The 17,874-nt window shown below is 41.7% G+C and carries 18 protein-coding genes; 3 read left to right on the top strand and 15 right to left on the bottom strand.

The window, feature by feature from the left end; all coding sequences use genetic code 11:
- Positions 1-19 precede the first annotated feature (19 nt).
- A complete protein-coding gene (locus JMW61_RS10410; RefSeq protein WP_110923783.1) occupies positions 20-589 on the bottom strand; it encodes a hypothetical protein in 570 nt (189 codons plus the stop codon).
- 232 nt (positions 590-821) lie between these two features.
- Positions 822-1,721 carry a D-Ala-D-Ala carboxypeptidase family metallohydrolase gene (locus JMW61_RS10405; protein WP_227681388.1) on the bottom strand — a complete coding sequence of 300 codons (900 nt, stop codon included), beginning with the start codon at positions 1,719-1,721 and terminating at the stop codon, positions 822-824.
- Positions 1,722-2,194: 473 nt separating this feature from the next.
- On the opposite strand from JMW61_RS10405, the gene rodA reads away from it, so the two are divergent.
- Both rodA and JMW61_RS10395 read left to right on the top strand, forming a co-directional pair.
- Positions 2,195-3,337, top strand: coding sequence for a rod shape-determining protein RodA (gene rodA, locus JMW61_RS10400; RefSeq protein ID WP_197101499.1), 1,143 nt, complete (start codon positions 2,195-2,197; stop codon positions 3,335-3,337).
- A gap of 853 nt (positions 3,338-4,190) precedes the next feature.
- A complete protein-coding gene (locus JMW61_RS10395; RefSeq protein ID WP_110923780.1) occupies positions 4,191-4,805 on the top strand; it encodes a septal ring lytic transglycosylase RlpA family protein in 615 nt (204 codons plus the stop codon).
- A gap of 151 nt (positions 4,806-4,956) precedes the next feature.
- Here the strand turns inward: JMW61_RS10395 and radA are convergent, their stop codons facing one another.
- The 11 genes from radA to JMW61_RS10340 all read right to left on the bottom strand — a co-directional run bounded on the left by radA (position 4,957) and on the right by JMW61_RS10340 (position 16,018).
- Positions 4,957-6,393, bottom strand: a complete 1,437-nt coding sequence (gene radA / locus JMW61_RS10390) for a DNA repair protein RadA (RefSeq protein WP_197101352.1) — start codon at positions 6,391-6,393, stop codon at positions 4,957-4,959.
- A gap of 386 nt (positions 6,394-6,779) precedes the next feature.
- On the bottom strand, positions 6,780-7,490 hold the full coding sequence (lptB, locus tag JMW61_RS10385) for an LPS export ABC transporter ATP-binding protein (RefSeq protein WP_455233763.1): 711 nt from the start codon (positions 7,488-7,490) through the stop codon (positions 6,780-6,782).
- Between the two features lie 146 nt (positions 7,491-7,636).
- Positions 7,637-8,125, bottom strand: coding sequence for a lipopolysaccharide transport periplasmic protein LptA (gene lptA / locus JMW61_RS10380; protein ID WP_227681408.1), 489 nt, complete (start codon positions 8,123-8,125; stop codon positions 7,637-7,639).
- A gap of 163 nt (positions 8,126-8,288) precedes the next feature.
- On the bottom strand, positions 8,289-8,873 hold the full coding sequence (gene lptC / locus JMW61_RS10375) for an LPS export ABC transporter periplasmic protein LptC (RefSeq protein ID WP_201551056.1): 585 nt from the start codon (positions 8,871-8,873) through the stop codon (positions 8,289-8,291).
- Complete coding sequence (locus JMW61_RS10370) at positions 8,870-9,436, bottom strand: KdsC family phosphatase (protein ID WP_201551919.1); 567 nt, start codon at positions 9,434-9,436, stop codon at positions 8,870-8,872. Before JMW61_RS10370 ends, lptC begins: the two co-directional genes overlap by 4 nt.
- Positions 9,437-9,501: 65 nt before the next feature.
- A complete protein-coding gene (locus JMW61_RS10365) occupies positions 9,502-10,494 on the bottom strand; it encodes a KpsF/GutQ family sugar-phosphate isomerase (RefSeq protein ID WP_201551054.1) in 993 nt (330 codons plus the stop codon).
- 249 nt (positions 10,495-10,743) lie between these two features.
- Positions 10,744-11,277 (bottom strand): RNA chaperone Hfq, encoded by a 534-nt coding sequence (hfq, locus tag JMW61_RS10360; RefSeq protein ID WP_110923773.1) that lies wholly within the window; start codon positions 11,275-11,277, stop codon positions 10,744-10,746.
- 429 nt (positions 11,278-11,706) lie between these two features.
- Positions 11,707-12,885 carry a tRNA (adenosine(37)-N6)-dimethylallyltransferase MiaA gene (gene miaA, locus JMW61_RS10355; RefSeq protein WP_201551052.1) on the bottom strand — a complete coding sequence of 393 codons (1,179 nt, stop codon included), beginning with the start codon at positions 12,883-12,885 and terminating at the stop codon, positions 11,707-11,709.
- Positions 12,886-12,954: 69 nt separating this feature from the next.
- A complete protein-coding gene (mutL, locus tag JMW61_RS10350) occupies positions 12,955-14,823 on the bottom strand; it encodes a DNA mismatch repair endonuclease MutL (RefSeq protein WP_201551050.1) in 1,869 nt (622 codons plus the stop codon).
- 44 nt (positions 14,824-14,867) lie between these two features.
- On the bottom strand, positions 14,868-15,398 hold the full coding sequence (tsaE, locus tag JMW61_RS10345; RefSeq protein WP_201551048.1) for a tRNA (adenosine(37)-N6)-threonylcarbamoyltransferase complex ATPase subunit type 1 TsaE: 531 nt from the start codon (positions 15,396-15,398) through the stop codon (positions 14,868-14,870).
- Complete coding sequence (locus tag JMW61_RS10340; RefSeq protein ID WP_201551039.1) at positions 15,398-16,018, bottom strand: 6-pyruvoyl trahydropterin synthase family protein; 621 nt, start codon at positions 16,016-16,018, stop codon at positions 15,398-15,400. The genes tsaE and JMW61_RS10340 overlap by 1 nt, the downstream gene beginning before the upstream one ends.
- A gap of 452 nt (positions 16,019-16,470) precedes the next feature.
- Here JMW61_RS10340 and JMW61_RS14360 point away from each other — a divergent pair, with 452 nt between their 5' ends.
- Positions 16,471-16,593 carry a hypothetical protein gene (locus tag JMW61_RS14360; protein WP_265090119.1) on the top strand — a complete coding sequence of 41 codons (123 nt, stop codon included), beginning with the start codon at positions 16,471-16,473 and terminating at the stop codon, positions 16,591-16,593.
- A 75-nt stretch (positions 16,594-16,668) separates the two neighbouring features.
- On the opposite strand, the gene JMW61_RS10335 is transcribed toward JMW61_RS14360, so the two are convergent.
- Both JMW61_RS10335 and JMW61_RS10330 read right to left on the bottom strand, forming a co-directional pair.
- Complete coding sequence (locus tag JMW61_RS10335; RefSeq protein ID WP_201551037.1) at positions 16,669-17,001, bottom strand: YnfA family protein; 333 nt, start codon at positions 16,999-17,001, stop codon at positions 16,669-16,671.
- Positions 17,002-17,024: 23 nt separating this feature from the next.
- Positions 17,025-17,843, bottom strand: coding sequence for a PhzF family phenazine biosynthesis protein (locus tag JMW61_RS10330; RefSeq protein WP_201551035.1), 819 nt, complete (start codon positions 17,841-17,843; stop codon positions 17,025-17,027).
- Positions 17,844-17,874 lie beyond the last annotated feature (31 nt).

Raw genomic sequence — 17,874 nt, 5'->3', positions numbered from 1 at the left:
AAGACAGTTAAGGGCATATTTAATTGGCAATCGTTACGGCAACGTCATAAATAAAATTTTCAGGCTTATAGTCTGCCCCATTATAAGCCAGTCGAATCACGTGCTTGTCGTAAGAGCTTACTTGATAATCACCATTGGCAAAGTTGTGTAATGTAGGGACTATTAATAATGCTTCGATTTGACGGTTGTTAACTTTAACAGAAATATTTTGACCTTCTTGTGGATATAGAAAATAATCACAATAATCATTTACCATAACTTCTGCAGTACGCTCAACAACCTGACTACCCACATTCTCTTGTATCAGTTTTGGACAAACATCTGAACGTTGTGAAGCCAATCGAGCATAAGAGTTTCGAATATTGTCTTCAATCTCTTGCGCCTCTTGTAAGGTTTTATCAGCATTGTTAGCAGTCACCTCTGTCATTGGCATACTGTCTTCAAAAATAGAATCTGGACTGCAAGCACTGATAAATAAAATTGAGAAAATGGCTGAACCAAATAAAACAATGCGCTTGTTATTTAACTTCAAAAATTTTTTGGCGGGCTTACAGGTATTATTATTTTTTGCTGAGTACTGCTTTTTCATAAATTCTACTTATAATAAATTTCTTGCAAAAGTATGGAATTACCAAGATTGACAGGCAAGCTTTACAAGCTATCTAGCGACTCAATCAAGAGATCAAATAAGTGTTACTTTTAGTTATGCGAATATATTTTATCAACATATTCATTAATACCAAAGAAATTTATGACTCATGCGTTTATTTTTTACTTTTGAACTATCTCACAGCTGATATTCTACTCATTGATAAGTAATCCTAATAGCGACAAGGCGAGCCACTACTCGCATGGTTGAACCCCCACTTACGATAGCCATCAGTATCTAAATGAATAGCGCCTGTCGCATATAACCCTAAACCAAAATTATGCCCGCTTCCCTGATATTGCCAAAATTGACACAATCCATCCTGCATTGTACTACGCTGCCATGGGTTATATTCATATTCTGGCACCCAGATGTCCATAGCACTAGCATTCATGTGCTTGCTGCTGTCAGCACCGCCTGCACAATCATTGAGGCCGGGACTACGATATACCGAACGTATTTCACTACTTGCAGGCAAGATGCCCTGCTGCTTGAGCTCACTATACAGACGTAACGTCGGTACAATGTTTGCCCATAATTCTTGCGGAGGCAACTGATAAGGCTCATAGCCACATTTACTCCAGCTACGAGCAGTAGTCAATAACTGTGATAGTGGTGGTACGTTTTTTGCGCCCACTTGCGAGCTGAGATAGCGTTGATACTCTGCCACTTGTTTGGCACGGTAACTGTTATTATTCAGCCAGACATTAAAGTCAACACTGACAGCGTCATTGTCATCATTGTTTCCTGTCTCATGGCCATCATGATTGTGTTCTGTGCCATAAGTAGGCGGACGCCGGTTGATATTGACACGTTTGTTTTCTTCGATAGATAGACGGGCATCCAAATTAAAATCACGCTGTTTTTGAGCAATCAATCCCTGCATGCTATCGCCATTGGTAGCATTGTCGCCACTCAGCATCGTAACACCAGGGCTGTGAATTGAGTTATTTGTGGAAGGTTCAATGTAGACATTACTACCTTGACGTACTTGTATTCGACGTTCACTATTATCACTGGTAAGCGCAGCATGGGCAGAAATACTGCTGGCACACACAAGTAATGCAATCATAGGCTGCTGAATATGCCTATAGTTTCGGGCTGTTATATTGATCATCGCAAGAGACTACCGCTAAAAACGTTTTATCGATACTATCAAATTTTCAGCAAGCAGGCTAAACTATCGCTTCTAATCAGAGGTGTGATATTCGTAATTAACACTTATCCTCATAATTTTTATAATTATGTGACTTTATTGCTTAGGTGTTACTTTTTACGCAACATTGCACTAGGGCATGTCTTCATTTCAAAAATGGTGATAAAAATGAGATAAATTGCCGTCAAACAAGAAAAATAGCGCAGATGATATCGAGATATTAACCAGCTATTTGACGATGTTTGGCAAGATTTAGCCATTTTTAGCCCATTTAGATGACTATCGGGTGAATTGAAGACACGCCCTAGTAAATAACACCCTGTTCTCTCTGAATCTATATCATTAGATAAAACTTTTCTTTTACACCAATTGCCAGACTCACTTTGCCTATGTCTTCTAATCCGCAATATCGTTTTTCACGTCAGAGCCATCACTTCGGCCAAGGTCATGCACCAACGCTATGGCAGCGTATTCATATCGACCCATGGCTAACCCTGCTTTTATTAACGGTTTGCTGCATTGGTTTGACGATTTTATACAGTGCTGCAGCCCAAGACGTTAATATGGTCATACGCCAGATGATCAGCTATGGTGTGGCGTTTACGGTTATGGTTATTATGGCGCAGATACCTCCTAGTATTTATCGTACCTTTACGCCCATATTTTATGTGCTTGGGCTCATACTGTTGGTGCTAGTTGATATCATCGGTGAAGTACGTATGGGTGCTCAGCGCTGGATTAACCTACCTGGGTTTGGTAGTGTTCAGCCATCAGAATTTATGAGGCTGGGCATGCCGATGATGTGTGCTTGGTTTCTGTCCAAACGTGAGCTGCCACCGTCCGCTTCTAGTATCGCTATCACGTTGGGATTAATCATAGTACCTGTGTTATTGATTGCCAAAGAGCCTGACCTTGGCACCTCGATATTGGTAGCAGCCAGCGGTATTTTTGTGTTGTTCTTAGCAGGGCTATCTTGGCGACTGATTTCAGCAGCAGCCATTCTAGCAGTACCTCTTATCGCCTTCGCTTGGAACTTTCTATTACACGACTATCAGCGAACACGCGTCATGACATTGCTAAATCCTGAAGCCGATGTTCAAGGGGCTGGTTGGAATATCATTCAATCCAAAACCGCTATTGGGTCTGGTGGCCTTACAGGAAAAGGCTACTTAGAAGGTACGCAGTCGCACCTGCACTTCTTACCAGAGGGTCATACGGATTTTATTATTGCCGCTTTTTCTGAAGAGTTTGGCTTGCTAGGTGTGTTGCTATTGATGTTTATTTACTCTTGTATCCTCATGCGCGCCTTGTACATTGCCTTTACCCACCCTGATGCCTATAGCAGATTGTTAGCAGGTGCTATTGCCATGTCCTTCTTTGTTTATGTATTCGTCAATGTCGGTATGGTTGGTGGTATTTTACCTGTGGTTGGTGTCCCTCTACCTTTTATCAGCTATGGTGGTACTGCTATCGTAACGCTAATGGCAGGCTTTGGGCTGCTAATGTCTATTCACACCCATAAATCAGGTTAACGCTGATTCGTCAAAAAACACTTAAAGATAACTGGGAGGAGTAAAATAGAATAGCACTCCTCCTATCAAATCTTTTAATCATTAAATTAACGGATTAAAGTAGTGGATTTAGACAGCAGTGAATTTAAAAACAACTGAGCATGAATATTAAACAATCAAATATTAAACCTAACTAATGATTTTTAGTATCTGACTATTTCAATAAAAAATATAATGGCCGTCAAAAAATCACTCATACACGCTATAAAAAACACTTATAAATAGTTGATATATATCACATAAACACCAATTTTATCTTTAATTCCTTTCTCGAGAAATATACCTCCATAAATAGTACTGATAGATTTTAATCCTTGTTTTTTACAAATAATTGCGTTAACCTCGTTCAAATGTACTTTGATACATAACCCGTACAGAGCTACTAAAAAAGTTTTCATTCAATTATATTCTAGTTGTAGCCTAGCCGTATAGTAAGCAGCTCGTAGATTTTGAGCTTTCAAATACACTACTTAATTAACGGTTTAGCCACAAAGTTATACGTAAAGTCATTTATTAGGTAATAGGTTTAGTACTTAACTTTCCTATTTAAGTAATGTGCTTTATGAATATCGTTGACTATCATTTGAGCGTGTCATAAGTACTTTCAGTTAAGTGACTGTAACCGACCTATGATGATGAAAAATTACCCTATATTAAAATCTATAAAAGTCCTATCTGGTATCAATCATTATATAAAAACTAGATTGATAATGCGGCTTCAGAGTGTACGACACAGTTAATTCGAACGGATACTGTGACACTTTATCTAACATGATTAGAGTTAGGTTTTAATGTACATGTTATAGAGGTATCTATGAATAAGCGTTTATCTGGTTTACTTACCGTATCAGCAGTATTGTTTGCTGGCTCTGCAGCCGTTACTAATGCCAATGCTGTAGACTCCAAAACCTCCCTTGCGATGATTTCACAAGATAACGCCTCCCATATCGATCGTGTGCTTGGTGAGCTTAGCCGTCAACATGATGGTGCATCAAGTTTGGTTAAGTCAGCACGTCAACCTACTTCTTTAGCACTTAGCAGTTCACTGTTGGCTAATGACTCAACCCAAGTAAGCAACGATGAAGATGTACTAGAGCGTCTGACAGCCGTTGCCTCTAATTCAGTCAGCAAATTTAAGCAGACTGGCCTAGCGTCTTGGTATGGTCGTAAGTTCCATGGCCGTAAAACAGCCAGTGGCGAAACCTTTGACATGAACGCATTGACGGCGGCACATCGCTCATTGCCATTGAACTGTTATGTTAAAGTTACCAATAAGACAAACGGTAAAAGCGTCGTGGTAAAAGTGAATGACCGTGGTCCATTCCATGGTAACCGTGTATTAGATCTATCTTATGGCGCTGCTAAACGCCTAGGTATTACGAACAAAGGGGTTGGTAACGTTTCTATTGAGCGTGTTTCAGGACCATAGTTCTGCCGCAATAGTTTTATCACAATCGTCCTGCCGCAACCTTTATCTATCTAATAGCTATATCAAACAATAAAAAGCGCCTAACCATGATGAGTTAGGCGCTTTTTTATTTAGCTTAAATTGACTATATCAGAATCAAAGACATAAGACCTTACAATTCAAATGCGCTCTCAATCGCATCATCAAGCCGCTCTACAGCAATGACATTAATACCTTTAAACTGAGGTGCATTCTTAGCAGGCGCATTGGCCTTTGGAATGATGGCATGCTTGAATCCATGCTTCATCGCTTCTTTGAGACGCTCTTGCCCATTAGGTACAGGGCGAATTTCACCAGAGAGTCCTACTTCACCAAAGACCGCTAATGACGATGGCAATGCCCGTTCCTTAATGCTTGAGGCACAGGCCAATAACACTGCTAAATCAGATCCTGTCTCTATGACTTTGACACCACCGACCACATTGACATAGACATCTTGCCCACTGGTATGAATACCACCATGACGGTGCATGACAGCTAACAACATAGACAGACGCTGAAAGTCCAACCCCAATGCCATCCGTCTAGGTGAACCTTGTGAATCATCAACTAAGGCCTGTACTTCTACCAATAGAGGTCTTGTGCCTTCGCGACTGACCATGACAACAGAACCAGCCACAGGTTTATCATAACGACTCAAAAATATCGCTGATGGATTGGCGACTTCTTTGAGACCCATGTCAGTCATACCAAAGATACCCAACTCATTAACCGCACCGAAACGGTTTTTTACAGCACGAATCATGCGAAATTTAGAGTCTGACTGACCTTCGAAGTACAACACTGTATCTACCATATGCTCGAGTACACGAGGTCCTGCTAGCGTGCCCTCTTTCGTCACATGACCCACTAAGAATAGTGCGGTGCCCGTTTGCTTAGCATAACGAGTCAAAATAGCTGCAGACTCTCGAATCTGACTGACACCGCCCGGTGCAGAGTTAATCGCATCTGTATAAATCGTCTGAATAGAGTCAATAATGGCAATGGCTGGCTGCTCTTGCGTTAGAGCCGCGCAAATTGTCTCTACATTGGTTTCAGCAAGTACGCGTAGCCTATCTGCTGGCAAATCCAAACGTTTGGCGCGCATGGCTACCTGCGCAAGTGACTCTTCACCTGTCACATACAGTGCACTGCCTGCTAATGAGTCAGCACGTGCCATATTAGTCGCCGTTTGCAAAAGGATAGTCGACTTACCAATACCAGGGTCGCCGCCTATCAGTACTACAGAACCAGCGACTAATCCACCACCCAGCACTCGGTCGAACTCACCAATGCCCGTAGGCAAGCGCGTGTCTAACGTTACACTGACTGCGTTGAGTGGCATGACCGCACTATGCGTACCTGAATAATTACCCGCAGGTGCACCAGTACTACGAGAAGCGGCACGACTGGCATTAGGCTTAGCTGTATTTTTATTATGATGTGGCATGCTGACATTAGGTGCTTCGACCAAGCTATTCCACTCGCCACAATCGGTACACTGCCCTGCCCACTTGCCAAAATGCGCACCGCAATGCTGACAGACATAACTGCTCTTATTTTTTGCCATAATTTATGAGCCTTATTAAGGTGTTCAATCAGAAATAACTGAGAAAATATCGTGACACTTTATGAGTGCTAGTTAGAGGTAAGTATTGGTTTAAGAATGATTTAGAGATCAATCAGTCATAATCATGATGGACTATGCGTGATAGAGGTGATGGCATCAAATATAGTCAAATCTTTATAAATTCGCTACACCGTCATCCTCGCTAAGCATACTAATGTATAACTTGCACTCGGTTTCCTTGTATCGAAATTATTTGAATTCAACTATAGAGTGATGTTCTGGAAATAAGTAAAATAGCGATAGCAATGGCTGAAGGCATCAATTAAACCTTTTGATTCTAGCAGCCAGCTTAAATATTAGCGTGATATATATGAAAAAGTATCGGTTTATACCTGAAAATCCTTACCTAAATAGACAGACTTCACCAATTCATTATCTAAGACTTCAGCCGAAGTACCTTCCGCAATGATGGCGCCCTCTGAAACGATATAAGCCTTTTCACAAATGGCCAATGTATCGCGTACATTATGATCCGTAATTAAAACGCCAATACCACGATTTTTTAGGGACAGAATAACGTCTTTGATATCGCCTACAGAGATAGGATCAACGCCTGCAAAAGGCTCATCTAATAAGATGAACTTTGGGTCCGCTGCCAATGCGCGTGCAATTTCACAGCGACGACGCTCACCACCTGACACACTCATTCCCAAAGATTTTCGTACATGCTCTAAATGAAATTCACCGATTAATTTTTCAAGCTCTTGCTTTTGCTCACTTTTACTTAACTCTTTGCGAGTTTGCAAAATAGCCAGGATATTGTCTTCGATAGACAATTTGCGAAAAATAGAGGCTTCTTGCGGTAGATAGCCAATACCTGCACGAGCACGCTCATGCATCGCATATTTAGATAGATCCATTTTTCCTAACGTCACACGGCCTTTATCCATGTTAACCAGACCCACCACCATATAAAAACTGGTCGTCTTACCTGCACCGTTGGGGCCTAACAACCCAACGACTTGTCCTTGTTCAACAGAGAACGAGACATCTTTTACGACCCAACGTTTACCATAGCGCTTACCTAGATTTTGCATCGATAATCGCTCAGCAGGTACTGTACTATTACCCGTGGCTAGAGAGTCTATATTTTTACTATCACTCATAACTTACTCATACTGTTGAAGAATCTAAGCACTGGTGCAGACTGGTTTGTATATTGATACATAGACAATTTAACGTCTTAGCGTACGCCACTTTGGCTGCTGCCATTACTGGGTGGGAATACCAATTCTACTCGCTGATTACCACCAGCAGTTGCCTCAACATCGCCTGCTTTTAGGCTATAACGAATGACATTACCAGCAAAACTTGCACCATTCTGAACCAACTTGGCATTACCTGTTAAAGTAATAATGCCAGTAACCGCATTATAATCGATTTTGCTGGCTTGGCCTTTTGCTAAGCCTTTTTCTTGAGTCACTACCTGCTGCATGGTTGCTGGACGTCCGGTCGCTACGGCTGAGTTAATACTTCGTTGCTGCGATAAGTTGACAGTAATATTGTCCGCTGTCATCTTAAACGTACCTTGAGTGATACTGACATTGCCTGAGTAACTGGTCACCCCTGTACGCTCACTATAAGTCGCCTTGTCAGCCAACAGTTTTATTTCTTGATTAGAATCTGATGGTAGTGCATGGCTATAAAGTGGCAATGCTAGCAGCATGACCATTGGTAACTTGCGCAGTTGACGCAAGCTATGTGCTTTTGAATTTGAGCGCAAAGTAGGCAAAAATTTAGATTTCATAAAATCACTCGTTTTATAATGGGTAGTAGAATTTGCAAACTTTATGCTAGCTGCTGTTTTTTTGTATAAGCAATAAGCACCGTTATCATTAGAACAATGCTTTATCTTGGCGTTCAGAAGGGGTAAAAGCAACAGCGACGTGGCCAAACTCATACTCACCTGTTTCAAGATTGGCAGTCATACTAGAAGCTTCAAAACGATTCATCCCTTGCACAACCTGAACAGGCTCGTCACTATATACCTTGCCTGACTTAGTATTACCTTTAAGGGTACTACCTGTCACTTTTATTGGCTCAACCTCAGATGCGCCTTTATCGCCTTTGCTGACAAGTGAGAAGCCACCTGACAAACTAAGCTCACCTGTCTCTTGACTGATAGCAGCAGTACCCGCTTCAATACGATAGCGCTGTTCAGCGGACGGCTCCCAATTCATAGTGATACCTGACATTTCGTCCAAATTGGTCTCTGGATTATGTGTCAAGGACTCAGCCGTCAGCTCATACTCAGTCTCACCTTCATCGTTAGTCTGTACCGCCTTAATTTCTGTTGCCTCATAATCGACATCAGTGGGCGCCATACTAACTGGTGGCGCAACATCACCCTGCTGCTGAAAAAACCAACCTGCAATACCAGCAATAATTAATGCAATAATTACTAAAACACGAGTATTCACGACAAATCATCCTGAGTTTTTACTTCATCAAGCGTATAGTGCGCAATAAAGTCTTGATAGTGTCCATGACCCTTTAAGATGAGATCACATATTTCGCGTACAGCGCCAGTACCACCTGCACGAGTCGTGACCATATCGCTTCGATTGATTACTTCCGCATGTGCATTAGGGACCGTTGCAGCAAATCCGACTGTCTGCATCGCTTTAATATCTGGTAAATCATCACCCATATAAGCACAATCAGCGGCCGTAATATTGAGCGCTGGATCAAGTGTTGATAGTAGCTCATTTAAAGCAATCAGTTTATCATCACGCCCTTGTACCACATAGCCAACACCCATCTCGAGGGCACGTTTATCAACCATAGCGCTGCTACGACCAGTAATAATAGCCGTTAAGATACCATAACGCGCTAAAGACTTAACACCAACGCCATCATGAACTGAAAATGCTTTGGTCTCGATACCATTGACATCATAGATGATTTGACCATTTGATAAGATGCCGTCAACATCCATTACCAGTAATTTTACTTGTCCAGCTTTTTTGATTAAGTCCTGCATCATCTACCTCTTGCTTAGAGCCGTTTGTTAGATTTTATTATGATACGCCGATACCACCAGTCTACTTACTTTACACCAGCTTGCAACAAGTCATGTACCGTAATAATCGCTTCTAAACGATCTTCATCATCAATAATTAACAACTGACTGATACTGTTTTCATTCATCACGCTAAGCGCATCTGAGGCACGCATAGATTTATTAATACGGCGTGGATTACTGACCATCAATTCACCCATTGGCGTTTGTAGATCAATGCCTTTTTCTAGGCCACGGCGCAGGTCGCCATCTGTAAACACACCAATAACTTTATCACTCTCATCAGTCACCACTGTCATACCCAAGCGCCCAGCAGACATCGTAAACAAAGCTTCTTGCAGTGGAGCGTTCTGATGAATAAGTGGCAAATTCTCAGACTGAGTATGCATTAAATCTTCAACTCGTGTTAGCAGCTGACGACCTAATGCACCGGCTGGATGCGACAATGCAAAATCTTCTGAGGTAAAATTGCGAGCATGTACCAAAGCAACTGCCAGTGCATCGCCAAGGGCTAAAGTGGCCGTGGTGCTCGAGGTAGGTGCTAGATTAAGAGGACAAGCTTCCTGAAACTGACCAAGTGTCAATACGGTATCAGCGGCACGAGGCAGCATGCCACGCTTATCACGGCTAATGCTAATCAATGGAATATTTAAACGCTTAACAACAGGCAGTAGCATCTTGATTTCATCAGACTCACCCGAGTTAGAGATAGCAAGTAACACGTCACCTTTTACCAACATACCCAAGTCACCATGCCCCGCTTCACCAGGATGCATAAAAAATGATGGTGTACCAGTAGAGGCAAATGTTGCCGCGATTTTACGGCCAATCAGTCCTGACTTACCCATACCAGTCACTACCACTCGACCTTGACAGGCTAGGATAGTATCGCAAGCTTGTGCAAATCTATCATCTATCTGTTCTGTCAATAATGTTAGCGCAGATATTTCGGTATTAATCGCCTCGATAGCTCTATTGATAAACTGCTTATGGGTCAAATTGGCTTGGGTATTATCCATGAAAACGCTCTATTTTTATGATGAATCAATCAGGTATTTTACTATACTATGCCCGATATTAATAATATTAGGCTACTAATAGCATTAGGCTGTTAATAGCATCAGGCAAAACCTATCGATAGCCATCACGACCTACCTATTGAATCATTATTGTGTGTTTATTTATACAAAAAAAACCCACTATATTAGCAGGTTTTAATTGAATAAGTCATATCTTAACGATGCAGCTTAGGCAATTCACTGAAAGATTTAACCGTTGTTATCATTAGATCCATCATTTGGCTTATCTTCAAAACCTGCATTGTCTGCTGGATTCTCAAAACCACGGTCCTGACCAAATCCACCACGCTCAAATCCGCGTTCTTGACCTTGACCAAAGCTACCGCGTTCAAATCCGCGCTCTTGGCCTTGGCTAAACCCACCACGATTAAAACCACTACGGTTAGAAGCAAAACCACGCTCTTCAAAACCACCCGTGCTAGCAGGGTTACTACCACGCTCGAAACCACCACCTTGATAAGCCGTTGGCGCTGCGCTTTGAGGTTGTTGGGTGCTAGTGCCAGTCGTCGTGCTACTACGAGGATTTCGAGCTGGCACTACGGTCGAGATAGCATGTTTGTATACCATTTGACTGACAGTATTCTTAAGCAAAACAACATATTGATCAAATGACTCAATTTGGCCTTGCAGTTTGATGCCGTTGACCAAAAAAATAGAAACAGGAATGCGGTCTTTGCGCAGCGAGTTCAAGAACGGATCTTGTAAAGTTTGTCCTTTTGACATGAAATCTCTCCTAAATATTATATAGTTATGTTTTGAGCGCCAATTATTTTAAGTGTTGATTTAATTATAATGGCTGAAGGTAGATACAATAATAAGCTATCTTTATAAAACGTATCTAAATAAACCCTAATTGTTGTCAAGTGATTCCACTTTATCGTGAATACATTATTATTGTAAATAATTAAGTAACTACTTGTATCATTGATGATTATTTTCAACAAGCATCAGTAACTAGCAATTAGGAAAGTAGTGTTAAAGCCGTTACTTTCATAGATTTAAATTATAGCAGTTATCTACGTTATAATTTGAAACTAATTGTCACTACTTTCTGATGGCTGTGTAGCGTCTGTTTCTATACCAAATTTTCAGTACGTTACGCTTTACGCGCAACTTACCTTTAAGCTGATAGTCTACTCATACGAGCAATTTTTAGTATAGATACTCTCTTGCCTGCGCCATCGTTGTAAATGACTTTATAATCATACCCGTGTTTATAGAGGTATTCTCATCATTAGGCAAATCAGGCATTTTCACCTCATCTGTCGTAGCATGAGGCAATTGCATGACTTTACGCAACCAAGTGTACTGCCGTTTTGCCAGTTGTCTTGTAGCATATAATGCCTTATTTTGCATTTGCTGACAAGCAAGTGACTCGGTCTCTGCACTGGATATCAATGATTGCGCTGACAGCTCAGCGGTATTATTTGATGCTGCTTGTCCATCTACTGTTTCTGAATATCCTCCAAAAGCATCATAAAACTGCGCTTTGTCCAAGTGCGGTAACTCAAATATTGGATGATTAATATGTACCAAATACTCTAATACCTGTCGATAGCCAACACAGCGCATAGCAGGCAAATTAGGTGTTAATGTATATTGCTCAAGTAAGCCAATCACTTCAGCTACCAGCCCTTCATCCCACATTATATCTAAACGCTGAGCAATACGCGCATGCAGCCATGGACGATCCGGCATAATTGTCAATGCATGCCACTGCTGATTGGGATTATGTGCCAGTGCTTGTTTAGGCTGACGTTGCCAGTCACTGATTGGGATGTTTGTTTGCAGATAAACTTCAATCGCTCGGGTAATGCGCTGAGTATCAGTTGCATTAAGGCGCTCATGACTTATCGGATCAACTTGACCAAGGTAATCATGCAGTGCTTCAATACCTTCCTCTTGCCGCCACTGATCCACACGAGCGCGGACGCTATCATCACTATCAGGCACAGGTGACAATCCATCAAGTAGCGCCATGTAATACATCATGGTACCGCCCACTAGTAACGGTATTTTGCCATTCTTATGACAGTTATCAATCAAACTAGCGACATCTGCGACAAATTCCGCAACACTATAGCTCTGTGTCGGATCAATGATATCAACCAGATGATGCGGATAACGTGCCAGCTCATCAGCTGACGGCTTTGCTGTACCGATAGTCATATCACGGTATATCAATGCTGAATCTACTGAAATTAGCTCGTAGCGCCCTGTATCATATAGCTCATATGCCAATGCAGTTTTGCCACTTGCGGTTGGCGCCATCAAGCACACCACGCTATTATCTGTCAGCTTATGAGATAAACCATCAGACGAATGTCTCATAGAATTGCCTTTAATTATTATTTATAGGTAAGTAATATTTATGGGTGAGTAATTAAAGTGTTGTTGAACTTAGCTTGGTATTGCTTCAGGGGTAGACAAAAGCATCAATGTTACTAGGTGACTGCTACTGATCGTCTTGATAGAGTTTTGAATCAACAACGCTTCAAGATCCGTTATAAATAGCATCGAGTCTTGCGTGGACATCTGCTGGCTCATAGTAATAAGCTGGTGATTTATTTCTCTCGCACTATTGGGCAGCTTGTCTTTATGCAATACCTTACTGCTCAATACCTGTGATTCAAACAGTTGGTTCAACTTTGATTGCCAATCCGCTTCAGCAATGAGAAAGCACTGTCCTTGGTGGAAAAATAACAACCAAGGTAAGGTTTTATCATCAATATCTTTAGCAATATCAGTGCCAAGTGCTAACTTATCTAAACCACTAATAACCTCTAAGCAAATTGGTAAAGGTCTCGTTCCTACCAACACGTTATGTAAAGTATTAGTACGTTGACCGGTAGACTCATTGCTACCTAGTTCTGACTCTGCTGAATATTGAGAGATCGCCTGACTGGCTGGCAGCTCATATGATTGCTCAGCAGTATTTACCTGTCTGTTGCGATTCTGAGATACAACACTGTCGTAAGGCTGATCGGTAGTAACAACATTTACCCTTTCATCACTTGTCAGCTTGTTATCTTCTATTAATGGTTTATCATACTTAGCAGGCTGTTCGTTTACTTCGATATTTTTCAGTTGGGACTGTATCGTATGGTTTAAATGCGCCATGATATTATTTAGGGGGCTAATCTTAATGCGCTGCTTCGATGGATGCACATTGATATTGAGCCACTGGGTTGGTAGGTCAAAATAAAGTGCGTAACCCATACCAGTTAGTTGCGCACTCTGAGCCAATTGACGCAGCTGATTATTAATTAAGGCTTCCTTAACCAGTCGACCATTCACATAGATTAGCTTTGGCAACGCCGATGCTACTTTGGTCTGCTGCTCATAATGTATAGGCCATAACCAACCGCTGATACTGGCTTGACTGCCAAAGTTATTATCATTGCTATTGGCATAATCCATAGTCTGTTGCATCAGACTAGACAGATCGATCGTAACCTTTATGGCGCTATCTATTAATGAAATGCCAGTGGCTTGCTCAAGACGTGATAACGGCAGACGGCTAGCATTTTCGTTGCCGTTTCTATTAGCGCCTATCGTGCTATCATCTATATGCACACTATTTGAAGGCGTTGAACCTACAGATAGTGACGTTGAAGACAATGTATTTGAAGACAGGGTATCTGAAGATAGAGACATGCGTTTTTTATTGTCGTGAAACAGCGTCAGCGATACATCGGCTCGCGCCAAAGCAACTTCTCGCACGATGGTCTCAATATGCCCAAACTCAGTCGCAATAGATTTCAAATTACCGCGACGAGCTGGTACATTGAAATATAAATCTTTGACGGTAATCGTCGTTCCACGATTGTGTACGACAGGTACTAATTTTGGCATATCAGCCAAGATACCAGCGACCTGTAACTGGCGACCAACACCGCTATCATCATGGCTACTCGTCAGAGTCAAACGGGACACCGCAGCTGTTGCTGCCAATGCCTCACCGCGAAACCCCAAAGTGGTGATGCCGTGTAGATTAGCAACATCAGCGACCTTACTGGTTGCATGACGGGTAATCGCCATGACCATATCATCGGGATGGATACCAACGCCATTGTCTATGACTTCTATCATACCCATGCCGCCTTGGGTAATATGTACCTCGATATTGGTAGCGCCAGCATCGATGGCGTTTTCAAGCAACTCTTTGACCACGGCTGCCGGACGCGTCACTACCTCACCCGCTGCTAATTGATTGATTAACAATGGCGACAGTTTTTTGATACGTGTATTAGCGTAATTATCAGACATGAATAAGCATCATATATTTTGGGCTACAGGCGTTTGGTATAACATTAAATTTTGAGCGTTGATAAATCTAAATCTAGCGCTTGTCCTGCTTTCGATAGTCGCAGCTCAACTAGACGAGACTCTTTACCATGATTATTACCATCACCTTGGGTCATATCAATAAACAAAGTCGGCGGTGGTAAATAGCCATCCGCGCGGCTTGCCCATTCGATAATGGCCAGAGCATTTGGCTCATCTAGATACTCATCAAACCCAATGAAAGATAGTTCTTCTGGGTCTTGCAGACGATACAAGTCTGCATGATAAACTGGCTTAATCGAGCCATCACTTTTCTGAATACTATAAGGCTCAACCAAAGTATACGTCGGGCTTTTTACTGCCCCTGTATGACCGAGCGATTTCAGCCAATAACGGGTCAACGTGGTCTTACCTGCACCCAAGTCACCTGCCAGCCACACACTACCCGTCAATGGTAAATCAGCTAATTGCTCCGCCAGTAATTGAGTATCTTGCTCAGAGTTCAGTACCAATGTTTGCGAGTATTTGCCGTCTTTTATAGATTCATCAGTGTGCATCAGTCTGAACCTGCCTGTACTTGCTCAGTCTGTACTTGCATGGTCACTGATGGGTTGATAAAGCGCTCACCGCGAATCAGTTTTGCATACAGTTCAGGGTCATGCCATTCTTTAGAAACTTGATCGCTGAATGCAAATTCTTCCAAAACCAGTTTGCCCATTTGATCATTGGCCACATCATCAGCGAAACACTGCGCATAACCCGTAGCTGTTTCATGCGCGATTACTGAGTAGACACTGACATCCGACTCGCCATTTTGCATTTGAGTCTGGCGTAAAATCTCTTGAGCCCAAAAGAAGATAACACGCGAGAATTGCTCTGCTGACGGTGATACTGGCAAGCTTATCCAGCGTGCACTGAACTTTTTGCAGGCATCAATATATTCAGGATCGTCTTTATTCCAAAAACAGATAGCATGATCAAAGCTGTCGATAATATCTTTGATCGAAGACTTTAACAGACCAAAATCATAGACCATCTGACCATGGTCTAAACGCTTAGCTTCTAGAATCAGCTCAATCTGATAGCTATGACCATGGATTGAATGCTTGCAACGCTCAGAGCTACAATTACGAACAATATGGGCATTTTCAAATTTAAAAAGTTTACGAATACGCATAATAATTTTGACCAAAACAGTAAGCACCACTGTGCTAGATATTAATATCGTCAAATCCACATAAATCCGCTACATCATCATCCTCGCTAACCATACTAATGTATAGCTTACACTCGGCTTCCTTGTATCAAAATTATTTGAATTCGACTATAAATAAGGGTTTGCCGCGTCTATTCATCGGCTTGTCGCTCATTATAGCAAATCGCCATGTATCCGTAAGTAAGCACTTATGAATACTCATATTTATTATACGAATTGACATGACGCAATTTTAGCTAATAGGAGCAATCCATTTAATCGTAGGTGAATTGTGCGCGTGCTATCTATTAGCACCTCTTCAGCTTATACTCATGACAGTGCGCAATATTTGCGTCATTTGTACCAATATATTCCTTGAGGTCTGCTTATTTCGACTTTATGGGTATTGCAGCTTATTTCAAGAGGAAAAAATCATGAGCAAAGGTCAAGACAGTAAAAAGAATGTAAAAAAGAAACCACTTTTGACTGCAAAAGAAAAGAAAGCGGCAAAACAAGCTAAGAAAGAAGACAGCGGCAGTATCTTAGGTAAACACTAATAGTAAATACAACAATATGCCAATCAAGCTTAACCGTTTGATTGGCATTTTTTTGAGTGAGCTACTAATTTTTAATTAGCCACTGCGGGGTGCAAACATAATAATCGCCATTCCTATCAGTGCAACTACCGAACCTAAAATATCCCAAGTGGTTGGACGTATGCCGTTCACTGTCCACAACCACAAAATCGCCATGACCACATATACCCCACCGTAAGCGGCATAGACTCTGCCTAGAGCTGTTGGATGCAATGTCAGCAACCAAACAAAGGCTGCCAAACTCAGTACAGCAGGTATCAGAAGCCAGATTGACTTCCCTTCTCGCAGCCATAGGTAAGGCAAATAACAACCGATAATTTCTGCTAATGCAGTAAGCGCAAACAGCCCAACGGTCTTTAATTCTGTCAAAACTTACTACTCCTTACCCATTACTACTCTACCGTGATAAACCCCGTCAGATATTGTACGGCATTACCAGAGACTAGCACCCTATCCTCGATAACCACGCAATCGAGTACCCCACCGCGACTGGATGCTTGATAAGCAACCAATTCATTTTTCCCTAAACGCTCAGCCCATAATGGCGCTAAACCTGTATGCACCGATCCTGTCACAGGGTCTTCATCGCCACCATTGGCAGGCCAAAAATATCTCGAAATAAAATCGTAATTTTTATAGTCGTCTGATTCAGATTGACATGTCACCACCACATCTAAAGGCGCTAGCTGCTTTAACTTTTCATTATCACGTTCTACATTTAGCACATCAGCTTCAGAATGATAAATCACGAAATACGCTTGCTCATTACGATAAACGTCAACAGGAACGACTGAAAGACCTGCCAACAACTCCTGAGGAATATCGGTAATCTTTTCAGGCTTTTTGTTTGGGAAGTCCATTTGTATTTTACCAGTGTCTGTTTGCACAACGGTCAAAATACCAACGGCTTTGGCTGAGAGTTTGATAGACGTTAGAGTAGGATTTTTCTTAAATAACACAAAGGCAGACGCCAAGGTTGCATGCCCGCAAAAAGCAATCTCAGTAAATGGGGAAAACCAACGGATATGGTAGATATCTGCATCGTCCGTTTTATCTAAAACTAGAAATGCCGTTTCGGATAAGTTGTTTTCCATAGCAATAGATTGCATCAGCTCATCGGACAACCAATTTTCTGTAATAATAACCGCTGCGGAATTACCCTTCAAAACGCTATCAGTGAAAGCATCGATGACATTTATTTCTAGCTGCATTTTATATTCTCAATTTTATAGGTTTTTAGAG

Source organism: Psychrobacter fjordensis, from assembly GCF_904845995.1.
GTDB classification, from domain to species: Bacteria; Pseudomonadota; Gammaproteobacteria; order Pseudomonadales; family Moraxellaceae; genus Psychrobacter; species Psychrobacter fjordensis.
The sequence above is the reverse complement of the archived record's forward strand: the minus strand, read 5'-3'. Positions and strand labels throughout refer to the sequence as shown.